14 protein-coding genes and 1 pseudogene are annotated in these 13,845 nt (G+C 68.0%); 10 read left to right on the top strand and 5 right to left on the bottom strand.

From position 1 onward, the window contains the following. Nucleotides 1–52 precede the first annotated feature (52 nt). Entirely contained in the window at nucleotides 53–439 is a 387-nt protein-coding gene (locus L0977_RS08410; protein ID WP_234264411.1) for a TraR/DksA family transcriptional regulator, read from the top strand. A gap of 71 nt (nucleotides 440–510) precedes the next feature. Then, nucleotides 511–945 carry a VOC family protein gene (locus L0977_RS08405; RefSeq protein ID WP_234264410.1) on the top strand — a complete coding sequence of 145 codons (435 nt, stop codon included), beginning with the start codon at nucleotides 511–513 and terminating at the stop codon, nucleotides 943–945. Nucleotides 946–1,025: 80 nt separating this feature from the next. Here L0977_RS08405 and L0977_RS08400 read toward each other — a convergent pair whose 3' ends face one another. After that, entirely contained in the window at nucleotides 1,026–2,036 is a 1,011-nt protein-coding gene (locus L0977_RS08400; RefSeq protein ID WP_234264409.1) for a fumarylacetoacetate hydrolase family protein, read from the bottom strand. A 151-nt stretch (nucleotides 2,037–2,187) separates the two neighbouring features. On the opposite strand from L0977_RS08400, the gene L0977_RS08395 reads away from it, so the two are divergent. The 3 genes from L0977_RS08395 to L0977_RS08385 all read left to right on the top strand — a co-directional run bounded on the left by L0977_RS08395 (nucleotide 2,188) and on the right by L0977_RS08385 (nucleotide 4,840). Next, the gene (locus L0977_RS08395; RefSeq protein ID WP_234264408.1) at nucleotides 2,188–3,075 is read left to right on the top strand and encodes an IclR family transcriptional regulator; all 888 of its coding nucleotides are present in this window, start codon (nucleotides 2,188–2,190) and stop codon (nucleotides 3,073–3,075) included. Between the two features lie 536 nt (nucleotides 3,076–3,611). Further along, nucleotides 3,612–4,367, top strand: coding sequence for a DUF3108 domain-containing protein (locus L0977_RS25565; RefSeq protein WP_234264407.1), 756 nt, complete (start codon nucleotides 3,612–3,614; stop codon nucleotides 4,365–4,367). Nucleotides 4,368–4,558: 191 nt separating this feature from the next. Next, nucleotides 4,559–4,840, top strand: a complete 282-nt coding sequence (locus L0977_RS08385; RefSeq protein ID WP_234264406.1) for a BTH_I0359 family protein — start codon at nucleotides 4,559–4,561, stop codon at nucleotides 4,838–4,840. A 122-nt stretch (nucleotides 4,841–4,962) separates the two neighbouring features. Here the strand turns inward: L0977_RS08385 and L0977_RS08380 are convergent, their stop codons facing one another. Further along, a complete protein-coding gene (locus L0977_RS08380; RefSeq protein ID WP_234264526.1) occupies nucleotides 4,963–6,024 on the bottom strand; it encodes an AbrB family transcriptional regulator in 1,062 nt (353 codons plus the stop codon). Between the two features lie 99 nt (nucleotides 6,025–6,123). Between L0977_RS08380 and L0977_RS08375 the strand changes: the two genes are divergently transcribed. After that, on the top strand, nucleotides 6,124–6,954 hold the full coding sequence (locus tag L0977_RS08375; protein ID WP_234264405.1) for a ChaN family lipoprotein: 831 nt from the start codon (nucleotides 6,124–6,126) through the stop codon (nucleotides 6,952–6,954). Between the two features lie 4 nt (nucleotides 6,955–6,958). Here the strand turns inward: L0977_RS08375 and L0977_RS08370 are convergent, their stop codons facing one another. Next, complete coding sequence (locus L0977_RS08370; protein ID WP_234264404.1) at nucleotides 6,959–8,026, bottom strand: zinc ribbon domain-containing protein; 1,068 nt, start codon at nucleotides 8,024–8,026, stop codon at nucleotides 6,959–6,961. Between the two features lie 55 nt (nucleotides 8,027–8,081). Next, the gene (locus tag L0977_RS08365) at nucleotides 8,082–9,155 is read right to left on the bottom strand and encodes an SPFH and helix-turn-helix domain-containing protein (RefSeq protein ID WP_234264403.1); all 1,074 of its coding nucleotides are present in this window, start codon (nucleotides 9,153–9,155) and stop codon (nucleotides 8,082–8,084) included. A 443-nt stretch (nucleotides 9,156–9,598) separates the two neighbouring features. Here L0977_RS08365 and L0977_RS25690 point away from each other — a divergent pair. The 3 genes and pseudogenes from L0977_RS25690 to L0977_RS08355 form a co-directional block, all read left to right on the top strand. Next, nucleotides 9,599–9,817, top strand: a pseudogene (locus L0977_RS25690) (sigma factor); the annotation flags it as partial. A 51-nt stretch (nucleotides 9,818–9,868) separates the two neighbouring features. Further along, nucleotides 9,869–10,717: a formyltetrahydrofolate deformylase gene (gene purU, locus L0977_RS08360; RefSeq protein ID WP_234264402.1), complete on the top strand. Its 849-nt coding sequence runs from the start codon at nucleotides 9,869–9,871 to the stop codon at nucleotides 10,715–10,717. A 100-nt stretch (nucleotides 10,718–10,817) separates the two neighbouring features. Beyond that, nucleotides 10,818–11,687 carry a LysR substrate-binding domain-containing protein gene (locus tag L0977_RS08355; RefSeq protein ID WP_234264401.1) on the top strand — a complete coding sequence of 290 codons (870 nt, stop codon included), beginning with the start codon at nucleotides 10,818–10,820 and terminating at the stop codon, nucleotides 11,685–11,687. Nucleotides 11,688–11,705: 18 nt separating this feature from the next. On the opposite strand, the gene L0977_RS08350 is transcribed toward L0977_RS08355, so the two are convergent. Beyond that, nucleotides 11,706–12,134: an Hsp20/alpha crystallin family protein gene (locus L0977_RS08350; protein ID WP_234264400.1), complete on the bottom strand. Its 429-nt coding sequence runs from the start codon at nucleotides 12,132–12,134 to the stop codon at nucleotides 11,706–11,708. Between the two features lie 182 nt (nucleotides 12,135–12,316). On the opposite strand from L0977_RS08350, the gene L0977_RS08345 reads away from it, so the two are divergent. Then, nucleotides 12,317–13,819, top strand: coding sequence for an FAD-linked oxidase C-terminal domain-containing protein (locus L0977_RS08345; protein WP_234264399.1), 1,503 nt, complete (start codon nucleotides 12,317–12,319; stop codon nucleotides 13,817–13,819). Nucleotides 13,820–13,845 lie beyond the last annotated feature (26 nt).

Raw genomic sequence — 13,845 nt, 5'->3', positions numbered from 1 at the left:
AAAACCCGTGCCCGCCTGCCGGCGGCACCCGATGCGAACCCGAGGAGAAACCATGAGCACCCCGATTTCCGACACCTACCGCCATCAACTGCAGGCCATGCGCACCGAAGTGCTGGCGCAGTTGCGTGCACAGCGCGGCGGCAAGATCGGCCGCGCCGAAGCGGCCGCGAATGCCCGCGAGACGGAAAGCGACGACTGGGCCCAGGCCGACGCCGAACGCGACCTGGCCTTCGCTCTGGAGGAGCGCGAATCGGCCGAACTGATCGCCATCGACGCGGCCCTCCAACGCGTGGCCGATGGCAGCTACGGACTGTGCGTGGACTGCGGCACCTCGATCGCCACCGCGCGCCTGCACGCCAACCCGGTCGCCTTGCGTTGCGTGGCCTGCCAGGACAAGATCGAGCAGGCCAGCCGCAGCGCGCCCACGCCCGGCTACTGAGGCCCAGTGGCCGGGCCGGGCTTTTCCGCCAGGGACGGAAAACGCCCGCCCCGCGCTGATATCCTGCGCGCATGCCCGACACCCTGCTGACCACCCGAAGCCTGTTTCATTTCGCCTTCCACGTCACCGACCTGGACGAGGCCCGCCACTTTTACGGTGGCGTACTGGGCTGCACCGAAGGCCGCAGCACCGATACCTGGGTCGATTTCGACTTCTTCAGTCACCAGATCTCGCTGCACCTGGGCGAGCCTTTCAAGACCACCCGCACCGGCAAGGTCGGTGACCACATGGTGCCGATGCCGCACTTTGGCCTGGTGCTGCTGCTGACCGAGTGGCGCGCGCTGGCCGACCGCCTGACCGCCGCCGGTGTCGACTTCGTGCTGCCGCCGCAGGTGCGCTTCGAGGGCCAGCCGGGCGAGCAGTGGACCATGTTCTTCTGCGACCCTTTCGGCAACCCGATCGAGGTCAAGGGCTTCGCTTCGCTGGCGGACCTCTACGCCAGTTGAGGAGGACGGGGCGCTCGCGCCGGCAAAGAGCCGCCCCGCCGGATCGCCCCTCCTGGGAGGCAACGGCGGAGCGTGGCGGCTTATGCCGCCAGCGGGGCGATCTTCTGGTCGATGGCGCCGAAGATGCTCTGCCCGTCCGGGCCCTTCATCTCGATGCGGATGGTGTCGCCGAACTTCATGAAGCCGGTGGATGGCTTGCCGTCGAGAATGGTTTCGATGGCGCGCTTCTCGGCGATGCACGAATAGCCCTTCGGCCAGTCCTTCTTGCCGTTGACCTCGACGCCCCGGTTGCTCACCGTGCCCGAACCCACGATGGAGCCCGCGCGCACGTTGCGCGTCTTGCCAATGTGGGCGATCAACTGGCCAAAGTGGAAGGTCATGTCGGGGCCGGCATCGCACATGCCGACCTTGCGGCCGTTCCAGGTGCTCTGCAGCGTCAGGTTGACGCGGCCGCCCTGCCAGGCATCGCCCAGCTCATCGGGCGTGACCGCCACCGGGCTGAAGGCCGTGGCCGGTTTGCTCTGGAAGAAGCCGAAACCCTTGGCCAGCTCGGCCGGGATCAGGTTGCGCAGCGACACATCGTTGGCCAGCATCAGCAGACGCACACCGTCGATCGCCTGCTCAGGCGTGGCGCACATCGGCACGTCGCCGGTGATGACCGCAATCTCGGCCTCGAAATCGATGCCGTAGTCCTCGCTGGGCACCACCACGTCATCGTTCGGGCCGATGAAGTCGTCGCTGCCGCCCTGGTACATGAGCGGGTCTTCGTAGAAGCTGTGCGGCACTTCGCTGTTGCGCGCGGCGCGCACCAGCTCGACGTGGTTGATGTAGGCCGAGCCGTCGGCCCACTGGTAGGCACGGGGCAGCGGCGCCATGCATTGCTTCGGATCGAACGGAAACGCGTGGCGCGCCTTGCCGTTGTTCAGGGTGACGTACAGGTCTTGCAACTGGGGGGCGATGAAGTTCCAGTCGTCCAGGGCCTGCTGCAGCTTCTGGGCAATGCCCGTCGCATAATGGGCCGTGCTCAGATCGCGCGAGACCACCACCAGTTGTCCGTCGCGAGAGCCATCCTTGTAGGTGGCGAGTTTCATGCCTGTCTCCTGTTGCCGCTGAGGAAGAAACGAAAACGACGCCCGCGCATGTGACCGAGGCGCCCGTAGACCGAATCACGCATAAATGAAATTACGAATAGTGAAATCGGTTAACCTATCCGTAAGAATTGCATTCTAGTTCAAAGCCCTGATGCCTGCCAGCCCGTCTTCAACAACCCGCGCCCGCGCCAGGGCATCCGCGTCCGGTGAACAGGCTGACGACACCGAACACCTGCGGGCAGGCATCCAGTCGGTGGAGGTGGGCTTCGAGTTGCTGCGCGCCCTTTCGGACGCGCCGGGCGCCCTCATGCTGCGCGACCTGGCCGCCAGCGCCGGCATGAGTTCGGCCAAGGCCCACCGCTATCTGGTGAGTTTCCAGCGCATGGGCCTGGTGATGCAGGATCCGGTGAGCACGCGCTACGACCTCGGCCCGGCCGCGCTGCGCCTGGGCCTGGCCAGCCTGTCGCGCATCGATGCCGTCAAGCTGGCGCGCGAGCGCGTGCCGGCGTTGCTGGCCGAAACCGGCCACACGCTGGCCATCGCCGTCTGGGGCAACCAGGGGCCGACCATGGTGCATTGGGCCGAAGCCCCCCAAACCGTGCCCGTGACCCTGCGCCTGGGCGATGTGATGCCGCTGCTGACTTCGGCCACGGGGCGCTGTTTTGCCGCCTTCATGAAGCATGAGGGGCGCGATGGCGAGCGCATTCCGCCCATGATTCGCGACGAACTGGCGCGCCTCAAGAAGCTCCCGGTCAACGACTACCTGACCGATGTGCCCCGCTCCCAGGCCGATGTCCAGGCCCTGATGGACGAAACCCGCCAGCACGGCCTGTCGCGCGTGGTCAACAGCCTGCTCCAAGGCGTGGGCGGCTTCTGTGCCCCGGTGTTCGACGCACAGGGCCGTCTGGCGATGGGCATCGTGGTGCTTGGATCGGTGACCACGCTCGACACCCGCTGGGACGGTGGGCCGGCGCAGGCCTTGCTGCGCGCCACGGCCCAGTTGAGCGCCGACCTGGGGTACCGCGGCCCGGGGGCATGACCAGAGTCGGGCCATCCGCCGTGCCAGCGAGCCGCTCCCCGCTCCCGTCTCTGGCGCCCGGCCCGGGCGCTCGCACGCTGGCGCTGCTGGGCGGCGGTGTCCTGCTGGCCCATTTGTGGGGACTGGCCGGGGCACCGCTGTGGAGCTTTTCCAGCCGGAACAGCCCCAACGCCCAGGACGCCCTGCCTGCGCGCAGCGATCAGGCGAACACCCCCACCCCCGCCGCCGGCACGCCCACCACGGTGCCCACGCTCGCCCCCCTGCCTGTCGAGCGAAGCACGGTGCGCTGGATCGTGCTGCCAGAACCGCGGCCCGAACCACCGCCTCCCCCAGCGCCAGCGCCAGCGCCGCGCAAGGCCCCACCGCCACCACCGCCCGCGCCCGCCGTGGTCGAAGCCCCTGCAACCGTCCCTGAACCGGAGCCGCTTCCAGAGCCCGCCGTGGCCGACGCGCCAGCGCCTCCCCCGCCCCCCGCTGTGGCCGAAGCACCGGCACCCACCCCTTCCCCGGAACCACAGACCGCCCCGCCGGCCCCCGTGGCAACGCCTTCACCCACGGCCAGCCTGCGCGCAGACAGCGCTCCCGACGCCCACAACCTGCTGCCCTCGGCGGGCAATCTGGCGAACCAGTTGGCCGGCAGCACCGAGCTGCGCTACACCGTCAGCGGCCAGAGCAAGGGCTTCCAGTACCACGCTGGCAGCGTGCTGGCCTGGCAGCACGACGGCGGCAGCTACACCGCGCGCACGGAAATCAGCGCCTTTCTGGTGGGCAGCCGCCAGCAGGAAAGCACGGGCCGTATCGGCCCTGCGGGTCTGGAACCCGAACGCTTCGCCGACCGCCGCCGCAGCGAGACTGCGGCCCATTTCGACCGCACCGCAGGCCGCATCCGCTACAGCCGCAACACCCCGGACGCCCCCCTGCTGCCCGGCGCGCAGGACCGCGTGTCGGTCATTCTGCAGTTGGGCCTGCTGCTCAACGCGCGGCCCGACGCGCTGGGAACCGGGCAGATCGTGCGCCTGCCGGTGACCGACACCACATCGTCCGAAGTCTGGCAATTCGAAGTCGGGCCCGAAGAAGACCTGGCGCTGCCGGCCGGCACCGTTCGGGCCCGCAAGCTGTTGCGCAGCCCCCGCAAGGAATTCGATCAGCGCGTGGAAATCTGGCTGGCCCCGAGCCTGCGCCACCTGCCGGTGCGCATCCGGCTCACCAGCCGCAACGGCGATGTGGCGGACCAGCAGCTCACCGAACTGCCCCCGATCGCGGTCCAGCCCGAACCGCCGGCACAGCGTTGAGGCGCGGGCCACTGGTGATGGCGCAGCCCCTGTTGGCACCGCCAAGCCCGGAAATGTGCCGAAAAACACACGCATCTTGAATCTTTGGGCGGTGGAACCATCTAAAACCCATCGGGCCTGCAGAAGGTGGGCCGTTTGCCGATATAAAAAGTACAGAGCCGCTCAGGCTCTCTTTGAAGGATTTTTCAGCCATGCACATGCTCTACGACTCAGAAGCCTTTGCCGTGGTCCATATCCTGGCCAATGCCCCGGCCGAAGGCGAGACCGCGCCTGCAGGCCCGCAGATGCCACGCCACGGTTTTGAAATCGTGGACAAGCGCTCGGGCAAAGAGGTCTACCTTGATGGCTCGTGGGCCGAGCTGTTCCAGCAGCAGATCAATGCCTGGCAAAACGACATGCCGTCGCAGGAAGAGGTGGAAGACACGCTCGAAGGTTATGCCACCCTGGCCCAGATGCCGGTGGTCATGCACTGAAGACGCTCCCGCATTGCGAGCCCCTGTGCCGCCCGCGGGTGATCAGCCACCGCCCTTTCGGCAACGGCCTCCATCGCCTTTCTTGAATGCCCGGCCCTGCCGGGCTTCGTTTTTTGGGCCCCTCAGCCGGCCGATCTCGCGCACCACCACCGGTACACCGGCTCGACCAGCACCAGCACCGCCACCAGCCGGCACACCTGGAACGCCGTCACCACCGGCACGCCCAGTTGCAATACCTTGGCGGTGATCGCCATTTCGGCAATACCACCGGGCGAGGTGCCCAGCACCAGCGTGGCCGGATGCAGGCCGGTCAGCCGCGCCAGCAGCAGCCCGAACCCCGCACACAGCAGCATCATGGCGACGGTGGCCAGCGCCACCGAGCCCAACCAGCGCGGCGCCGTGTGCACGAACGCCGGCGTGAACCGCACCCCCAGGCTCACACCGATGACCAGTTGCGCCCCCGCCGTGAGCCAGCCGGGCAGCGCCGAAAGCGTGACGCCCGCCAGCGTCACGCCCATGGTGACCACCAGCGCCCCCATGAACCAGGGGTTGGCCCGCCCGGCCCGCTGCATGGCCCAGCCCCCGACAAGCGCCAGGCCGCCCAGCCCCAGCAGGCCGGGCCAGAGCACGTCGCGCGCGGACGGCAGAGACAAGTCCAGACCGTGCACCCCCCAAGCCTGCATGGCGAAAGGCACGGCCAGCGTCACCAGCAGCACCCGCAGGCTGTGGGCCGAGGCCACCAGGTCGGTGCGGGCGCCATGCCGCTCCGCCAGCAAGGTCATTTCGGAAGCCCCGCCGATCGCGCCCGCGAAATAGGTGGTGGAAAAACGCTGCGACGGACTGAGCGCGGCCATGCGCGGACCGTTCACACGCCGCAACCATGCGCCAAAACCCAGCCCCAGGGTCAGGGCCCAGACGATGCCCAGACCGATGGCCCACCACAGGCCGACCACCAGCGCCCCCACCGCCGGGGTGAAATACAGGCCCAGTGCCGCGCCGATGACCCCTTGGCCGGCATTGCGCAGCGGCACCCAGCTCGTGGTCGGCAGGCCGAGCACGGAGAGCACCGAGGTCGCGACCAGCGGCCCGATCATCCAGGGAATGGGGGTCTGCCACCAGACGCACAGGCGCGCCGCCGCGTACGCCAGAACCAGCGTCAGCAGCACGCGAACCAGAAAGGGCATGCCCCAGGGGCGGTGGGGCACAGGGGCGGAAGCGGTCAAGATCGGAAGGCGGCCCACGGCCTGTTCGGGCGCGGCGTGGTTGGCCGTAGTATTCCGCGCATGAATACGCGAAAAGTGCTGATGTTACTGGCCTGCGTGGCCGCGCTGGGCAGCGGCTGTGCCTCGGCACCCGATCCGTTGGCCGACGCCGGCCGCCTGGACGGCCTGATGCCCACGCCGGTGCTGCTGCTGGGCGAACAGCACGACGCGCCCGAGCATCAGGCTCTGCAGCGCCAGACCGTCGAACGGCTGGCCCAACAGGGCGTGCTCGCGGCGGTGGTGCTGGAAATGCTGGAGCAGGGCCGGCAGACCACCGGCCTGCCCCGGGACGCCGACGAAGCCCGGGTACGCCAGGCGCTGGGCTGGGCCGACGAGGCCAACAGCGGCCACTGGCGTTGGGCGGTCTATGGCCCGGTGGTGATGGCGGCGGTGCGCGCCGACGTGCCGGTGCTGGGCGGCAACCTGCCCCGCGAACGCATGCGCCCGGCGATGAGCGACACCACGCTCGACAGCACCCTCGACCCTGCGGCCCTGCAGCAGCAGCGCGACGCCCTCCGCGAAGGCCATTGCGGCCTGTTGCCCGAGGCGCAGGTCGCGCCCATGGCCCGCATCCAGATCGCCCGCGACCGCACCATGGCCGACACGGCCCGGGGCGCCCAGCGCGCGGGAGCCACCGTGCTGCTGGTGGCGGGCAACGGCCATGTCCGGCGCGACCTGGGCGTGCCCCGGCACCTGCCGCCGGACAGCCCGTACCGGGTGATTGTTTCGCTGGCTCAGACCGACCAACCGCTCACCACTCCGGAAGCGCAGGCCGCAGACCGCGTCTGGCGCACACCGCCGCAACCGCCCCGCGACCACTGCGCCGAGCTGCGCCAGCAAATGCGCCGCTGAGGCCTCAGCGCCCTTCGAGCGCGAAGACGATCCCCAGCACGATCAGGCCGGCCAGCACCGCGAGTGCGATCTTGACCCAGCTCTTGGGGTATTCACCGGCCACCTGGCCGGTGGCGCCGTTGACCACCACCTGGTAGTCCTTGCTGCCGTAGCGGTAGCCCACCAGCCACACCGGCAGCAACACGTGCTTGAAGGTTTGCCGGTCGAAGTGGGCGTTCACGCGCAGATTGCGGTGCGTATCAGCCCGGATGTCCTGCCCGCACAGGCGGCGGACTGCCTCCATCATGCGCTCGCGCCCCCGTTGCGCCGCAGCCACCAGGTCGAGTTGGTAGCGCTCCACCGTCCAGCCGCTGAGGTAGCCGGGGTCGTAGGCCTTGAGCCGCTCGGAAGCCGTGGGAAACGGCTCCACCGCCTGGATCAGCCGCGGATGCACCCCGCGCGAGGCGCAGACCAGTGTGTCGTCGAAAAAATGCTGCACCCGGCCCGCCACGGGAAACCAGCGCACCTGGCGCTTGCCTTCGCGGTCCTGGTAATAGGTGCCGCCTTCGGCGGTGTAGTCGGCGCTGACGTCGGCGTCGAAGGTCCAGTAAGGCAGGTAGACCCCGTGCAAGGTGTCGGTCAGCGCCTTGCTGCCCAGGTTGTTGGGGGCCCAGAACCGCGAACCGTACCACTGGCGCAGCCGGTCGCGTGCGCGCGGCTGGTCGATGTCGAACGGCAGCAGGCTCTCGGGCCGGATGACATCGTCCCCCTCCTCGAACGGCACCAGCGCCGTGGAGCCGCAGAAGTCGCACGCCTTGCCCTGCTGCGCCGACGAAAACACGCTGATGGCCTGGCAGTGCTGGCAGCGCACCGAGCGCCGCTCGTCCTGCCAACCCCGGGCGCTGGCCGGGATCGCCTGCAGCGCCGCCACCAGGTCGTGCTCGACGATCTCGCCGTCGGCGCGGATTTCGTAAGGCGACTCGGTGCCGCAATAGGCGCACACCAGAGCCTTCTTGGCCGGGCTCCACTGGGCTTCACCGCCACAGGCGGGACAGGCCAGCTTTTCCCGCGCCGAGATCTCACTCAACTGCATGCATCACCCATCACGGTCTGACGCGCCACCGCTGTGCCGAAACAGCGCCTGAGACTCACTGCAGAAACTGGTCCAGCGCGGCCTGGGTCACGCGCCACTGGGTGCCGATCTTGCGCCCCTTGAGGTTGCCGGCCTCCAGCTCCTGCAACACGTCGCTGGGCGCCACGCCCAGCACCTCGGCCACCTGCTCCGGCGTCAGCAGGGCCGGCGTGGCAGCGGCCACGGGCGCCGCCGCTGCCGCCCCCGGCACAAACCCGGGTTGGGACGGTGCCTGGGCCGCGCCCATGCCGCCCTGCAGCATGGCCTGCCCCATGGCCAGGCCGGCCGCCAGTTCGGCCCCCACACCCGCCGCCCCGGCCTTGCCTTCGGCCAGCGCGTTGCCCATGTTGTATTTGACGTAGTCGTTGAGGTCGCCGATGGCGGTCATGGCGCCCCGCTTGTCGATGGCCTGTTCCAGCTCCGGCGGCACCGAAACGTTCTCGACCACGAAAGCCGTCAGTTCCAGCCCGTACAGGTCGCGCATGGCCACGTTCAGCGGTTCCAGCAGCGCCGCGCCCAGTTCACCATAGCGGGTGGCCACGTCCAGCGCCGGCACCTTGGCCTTGGCCAGGGTTTCGCTGAAGATGCTGACGATGCGCGAACGCATCACGTCGTTGAATTCGTCCAGCCGGAAATGGTGGTCGGTGCCCGCCACTTCCTTGAGGAACTTGACCGGGTCGACGATCTTGAAGTCGTAGGTGCCGAAAGCCCGCACCCGCACCACGCCGAAATCGGCGTCGCGCATCATCACCGGGTTGGACGTGCCCCACTTGTTGCCCGTGAACACCCGGGTGATGACGTAGTAGACGTCGGCCTTGAACGGTGTCTGGAACTTGTACTTCCAGCCCAGCAGGTCGCTCAGGATCGGGATGTTCTCGGTCTTGAGCGTGTGGCGCCCGGGCCCCAGCGTGTCGGCGAACTGGCCCACATAGACAAACTGCGCCACCTGGCTCTCGCGCACGATGAGCTGGGCTTCGTTCTTGATCTGTTTGTCGTCATCCGGGAAGCGGTATGACAGGGTGTCGCGCGAGTCGTCGACCCACTCGATGACGTCGATGAACTGGCGGTTCAGAAAATCCATGAGGGCCATGTCAGGTCTCCAGAGCTGAGCACACACACACAAGACGGCGGGCGCGACCGTTCCGGTCCGTCGCCGGTAAGCAGGCCATGGTACCAACTTGCCGCCGCCCCCCGGGGGCCACAGCAGCCGTTGACGCCCTCCCGAAAAAATAGTCTCGCACGACTGCATCCAAAACGCCCAGGCCGATGACAAAGCGGGCGACGGCAGCGGCGGCGTCTGGCACATCATCCGCCCGGTCGCCCCCACAGCCTCGACCGCCCAGACCACCCACGCGTACTGAAGAAGCGCCGGTCTGGCTGCCCAAGCCGGCTTTTGCGGGCCACGAGCAATCTACGCCAAATTGCGCCCAGCGGTCTGCTGGCCCGCCCAGCCTCTGACAGGCCCGCCTGTCTCTCATCCATCCGGCATTTCATGGAAACACATCAAGAGGTCGAGGCCCTGGTCGCGCCCGCTTGGATCTGGGCAATCGCGCCGCCTTCAAAACGCTCCAAGGGCTCACGGCGGGCGTTCTGCTGGCCACCGTTGCGCAGGTACTGCAGGACCGCTCTGCCGCAGAAGATGTGGTGCAGGGCGTGTTTGCCCAGCTGTGGCAGACGGCCTCCGGAACCACCGCACCGCCGGCCAGAACGCTGACGTGGCTGTGCGTGGTGACGCGCAACCGCGCGCTGGACCACCTGCATCGGGCGCCAGCTGCCGGGCGGTGCTGCGACAATTGCCCCACCATGAACCCATCCTACGTTCTCACCCTGTCCTGCCAGGACCGCACCGGCATCGTGCATGCGGTCTCGGGCTTCCTGCTGGAACGCGGCGGCAATATCGAGGAAGCTGCCCAGTACAACGACCACGCCACCGGGCTGTTCTTCATGCGCGTGCAGTTCACCTGCGCCCAGCTCACGCCCGACGATCTGCGCCTGCAGCTCCAGCTGTTCGCCGAGCCTTTCGGCATGCAGTGGGGCCTGCACCCGCTGGCCGCGCCGATGAAGACCGTGATCTTCGTCAGCAAGGAAGGCCACTGCCTCAACGACCTGCTGTTCCGCTGGAAGAGTGGTCTGCTGCGCCTGGACATCCGTGCCATCGTCAGCAACCACCGCGACTTCTACCAGCTCGCGGCCAGCTACAACGTGCCCTTCCACCACATCGCCGTGGGCAAGGACAGCAAGGCCCAGGCCGAAGAGCGGCAACTGGAGATCATCCGCAGCGAAGGTGCCGATCTGGTGGTGCTGGCGCGCTACATGCAGATCCTGAGCGACCGGCTGTGCCGCGAACTCTCGGGCAAGGCGATCAATATCCACCACAGCTTCCTGCCGAGCTTCAAGGGCGCCAAACCCTACTACCAGGCGCACGACCGCGGCGTGAAGCTGATCGGTGCCACCGCCCACTACGTGACGGCCGACCTGGACGAGGGCCCGATCATCGAGCAGGACGTGGCCCGCGTGGACCACACCGACACGGTGGAAGACCTGACCTCTGTGGGCCGCGACACCGAAAGCCAGGTGCTGGCCCGCGCCGTGAAGTGGCACAGCGAGCACCGCGTGCTGCTCAACGGCCACAAAACCGTGGTGTTCAAGTGAACCACATGCCCCCCGATGCGGCCCTGACAACGGCTTCCCGCCGAGCGGGAGGGCTGGCCGATTTCGGGGCGGGCCGGCACGCCGCACCTGAGCCGCTGCCGTGACGATCCGGATTCCGCCGATCCAGTGCCTGCTGACCTTCGAGGCGCTGGCACGCCTGCGCAGCGTGACCCAGACCGCCGAAGAGCTGTGTGTCACCCCCAGCGCCGTCAGCCACCGCATCCGCCAGCTGGAACAGATCCTGGGCACCAAGCTCTTCGGCCGTGCGGACTTTTCCCTCACCACCGAGGGCATCGAGTACCTGGCCCATGTGCGCGAAGGCCTGGCCATCCTGCAGAAATTTCCCAGCGGAGCGGCCTCGCCGGGCCGGCGCAAGCTGCGCCTGGCGGTCACGCCGACCTTTGCCCGCTCGGTGCTGCTGCCGCGCCTGCGCCAATTCACCGATGCCTACCCGGAAATCGACCTCACGCTGCAGGTGAGCATCCCGCTGCTGGACGTGGTGGCCGAAGACGCCGACCTCACCGTGCGCTTTGGCACCGGGCGCTACGCCGACGTGGAACACCTGTGCCTGATGAAGGACGAGGTCACGCCCCTGGCATCACCGGTGTTCGCGCGCGAGCAGGGCCCGTTTGACGACGCCACCGACCTCGAAGGCCTGCCGCTGCTGCGCAGCCCGCTGGAGCCCTGGCGCACCTGGTTCGCCGCGCACGACCTGGACTGGCCAGAACCCGTCGACGGTTCGCAGTTCAACGACATCGGCCTGATGTGCGACGCCGCCGCCGCCGGGATGGGCGTGGCGCTGGTGCGCCTCAAGCTGGCCCAGCCCTGGCTGGAGAACGGCACGCTGGTGCCGCTCTATCCCCGGCACGTCCCCAGCCCGCATGCCCATTACCTGTGCTGGCGCGCCGGCACGATGGACCGCTGGGAGTGCGCCGCCTTTGCCGAGTGGCTCAAAAACTCTCTGAGCTGAAGCCTCGCGGCGCGGGGGTTATTCGATGCTGAGGCGCTGGCCGGCCAGTGCCACCTTCTTCGGCAGCGTCAGCGCCAGCACACCGTTCTCGTACTTCGCCTTTGCCCGCTCATTGTCGATGTCGGTCGCCAGCTGGAAGCTGCGGGCGACGGCGCCGTAATAGCGTTCGGTGCGCAGCACCTTCTCGTCCTGGGCCTGGCTGTCCTGCTGCTTGACTTCGGCACGCAGTGTCACCACGCTGCCTTCGACCGTGACATGGATGTCCTCCTTGGCCACGCCCGGCACCTCCGCCACCACGGTGTAGGCCGACGGAGTTTCCTTCACGTCGATCTTGATCTGCGACGGCGAGGGCAGCGAATCGCCATGCAGCGGGCGGACATAAAAGCCGGGGGCGACGTCCTTGAAGAAGTCGTCGAAGAGGCCGGAACGGGCAATCAGAGGGTTCATGTTGGACTCCTGAAAACGGTGGGTGGGTTTGGGGGCTGGTTCGGTCCCGCCCCGTGCTCTCCAGATAGCAACCGACAGCGGCTTTTCAAGACCCGGCAGGCGCCCCCGCGCACAACCGCGTTCAAACGACGCTGCAAGTTTCTTCAATGCGCCCACCGGCTTCCGCCCGTACACTGCCGCGCATGAACGCTGTCGCCGCCCCTGCCGAAGTCACCCGCGCCGAGCGCGCCGCCCGCCAGGCCGAGGTGGTGCGCGCGCTCCAGGCCGTTCTGCCCGCCCACGCGCTGCTCTGGCAACCCGAGGACACCGTGCCCTACGAGTGCGACGGCCTGACCGCCTACCGCGAACGGCCGCTGGTGGTGGCCCTGCCGGAAACCGAAACCCAGGTCGCGGCCGTGCTCCGGACCTGCCACGCGCTGGCCGTGCCGGTGGTGGCCCGAGGCGCCGGCACCGGCCTGTCGGGCGGCGCCATGCCGCACGCGCTGGGCGTGACGATGTCGCTGGCCAAATTCAACCGGATCCTGTCGATCGATCCCCGTTCGCGCACCGCTGTCGTGCAAGCCGGCGTGCGCAATCTGGCCATCAGCGAGGCGGCCGCGCCGCATGGCCTGTACTACGCACCCGACCCCAGCAGCCAGATCGCCTGCACCATCGGCGGCAACGTGGCCGAGAACTCCGGTGGCGTGCACTGCCTGAAGTACGGCCTGACCGTGCACAACGTGCTGCAGGTGCGCGGCTTCACCGTGGAGGGCGAGCCCGTGACCTTCGGCGGCACCGCGCTCGACACGCCAGGTCTGGACCTGCTGTCGCTGGTGATCGGCAGCGAAGGCATGCTGGCCGTGACCACCGAAGTCACCGTCAAGCTGGTGCCCAAGCCCCTGCTGGCGCGCTGCATCATGGCCAGCTTCGACGACATCCAGAAGGCGGGCGACGCGGTGGCTTCGGTCATCGCGGCCGGCATCATCCCGGCAGGTCTGGAGATGATGGACAAGCCCATGACCGCCGCGGTCGAAGACTTCGTCAAGGCCGGCTACGACCTGAACGCGGAGGCCATCCTGCTGTGCGAAAGCGACGGCACGCCCGAAGAGGTGGAAGAGGAAATCGGCCGCATGAGCGCGGTGCTGCGCGGCTGCGGCGCCACCGCCATCGCGGTGAGCAAGGACGAGGCCGAGCGCCTGCGCTTCTGGAGCGGCCGCAAGAACGCCTTCCCGGCGTCGGGCCGCATCAGCCCCGACTACATGTGCATGGACTCGACCATTCCGCGCAAACGCCTGGCCGACATCCTGATCGCCATCGGCCAGATGGAACAGAAGTACGGCCTGCGCTGCGCCAACGTCTTCCACGCCGGCGACGGCAACCTGCACCCGCTGATCCTGTTCGATGCCAACGATCCCGACCAGCTCCACCGCTGCGAACTGTTCGGCGCCGACATCCTGGAAACCAGCGTCGCCATGGGCGGTACCGTCACGGGTGAACACGGCGTCGGCGTGGAAAAGCTCAACAGCATGTGCGTGCAGTTCAGCGCCGAAGAAAACCGGCTGATGTTCGCCGTCAAGCACGCCTTTGATACCAAAGAACTACTCAACCCTGGCAAGGTGATTCCGACCACGCACCGCTGCGCCGAATACGGCAAGATGCTCGTGCGCGGCGGGCAGTTGGCGTTTCCAGAACTGCCCCGTTTCTGACGGCTAAATCCGAGAGACCCCGTTTC

Source organism: Hydrogenophaga sp. NFH-34, assembly GCF_021401345.1.
Lineage (GTDB): Bacteria > Pseudomonadota > Gammaproteobacteria > Burkholderiales > Burkholderiaceae_C > Hydrogenophaga > Hydrogenophaga electricum.
This window is presented reverse-complemented; position numbering and strand designations above follow the sequence as displayed.

Coding starts and splice junctions, on each gene's coding strand:
- L0977_RS08385 (WP_234264406.1), top strand. CDS start 4,559: ATGCACATGCTCTACGACTCAGAAGCCTTTGCCGTGGTCCATATCCTG.
- L0977_RS08365 (WP_234264403.1), bottom strand. CDS start 9,155: ATGGCCCTCATGGATTTTCTGAACCGCCAGTTCATCGACGTCATCGAG.
- L0977_RS08400 (WP_234264409.1), bottom strand. CDS start 2,036: ATGAAACTCGCCACCTACAAGGATGGCTCTCGCGACGGACAACTGGTG.
- L0977_RS08405 (WP_234264410.1), top strand. CDS start 511: ATGCCCGACACCCTGCTGACCACCCGAAGCCTGTTTCATTTCGCCTTC.
- L0977_RS08395 (WP_234264408.1), top strand. CDS start 2,188: ATGCCTGCCAGCCCGTCTTCAACAACCCGCGCCCGCGCCAGGGCATCC.
- L0977_RS08345 (WP_234264399.1), top strand. CDS start 12,317: ATGAACGCTGTCGCCGCCCCTGCCGAAGTCACCCGCGCCGAGCGCGCC.
- L0977_RS08410 (WP_234264411.1), top strand. CDS start 53: ATGAGCACCCCGATTTCCGACACCTACCGCCATCAACTGCAGGCCATG.
- L0977_RS08380 (WP_234264526.1), bottom strand. CDS start 6,024: ATGCCCTTTCTGGTTCGCGTGCTGCTGACGCTGGTTCTGGCGTACGCG.
- L0977_RS08370 (WP_234264404.1), bottom strand. CDS start 8,026: ATGCAGTTGAGTGAGATCTCGGCGCGGGAAAAGCTGGCCTGTCCCGCC.
- purU (WP_234264402.1), top strand. CDS start 9,869: ATGAACCCATCCTACGTTCTCACCCTGTCCTGCCAGGACCGCACCGGC.
- L0977_RS08375 (WP_234264405.1), top strand. CDS start 6,124: ATGAATACGCGAAAAGTGCTGATGTTACTGGCCTGCGTGGCCGCGCTG.
- L0977_RS08350 (WP_234264400.1), bottom strand. CDS start 12,134: ATGAACCCTCTGATTGCCCGTTCCGGCCTCTTCGACGACTTCTTCAAG.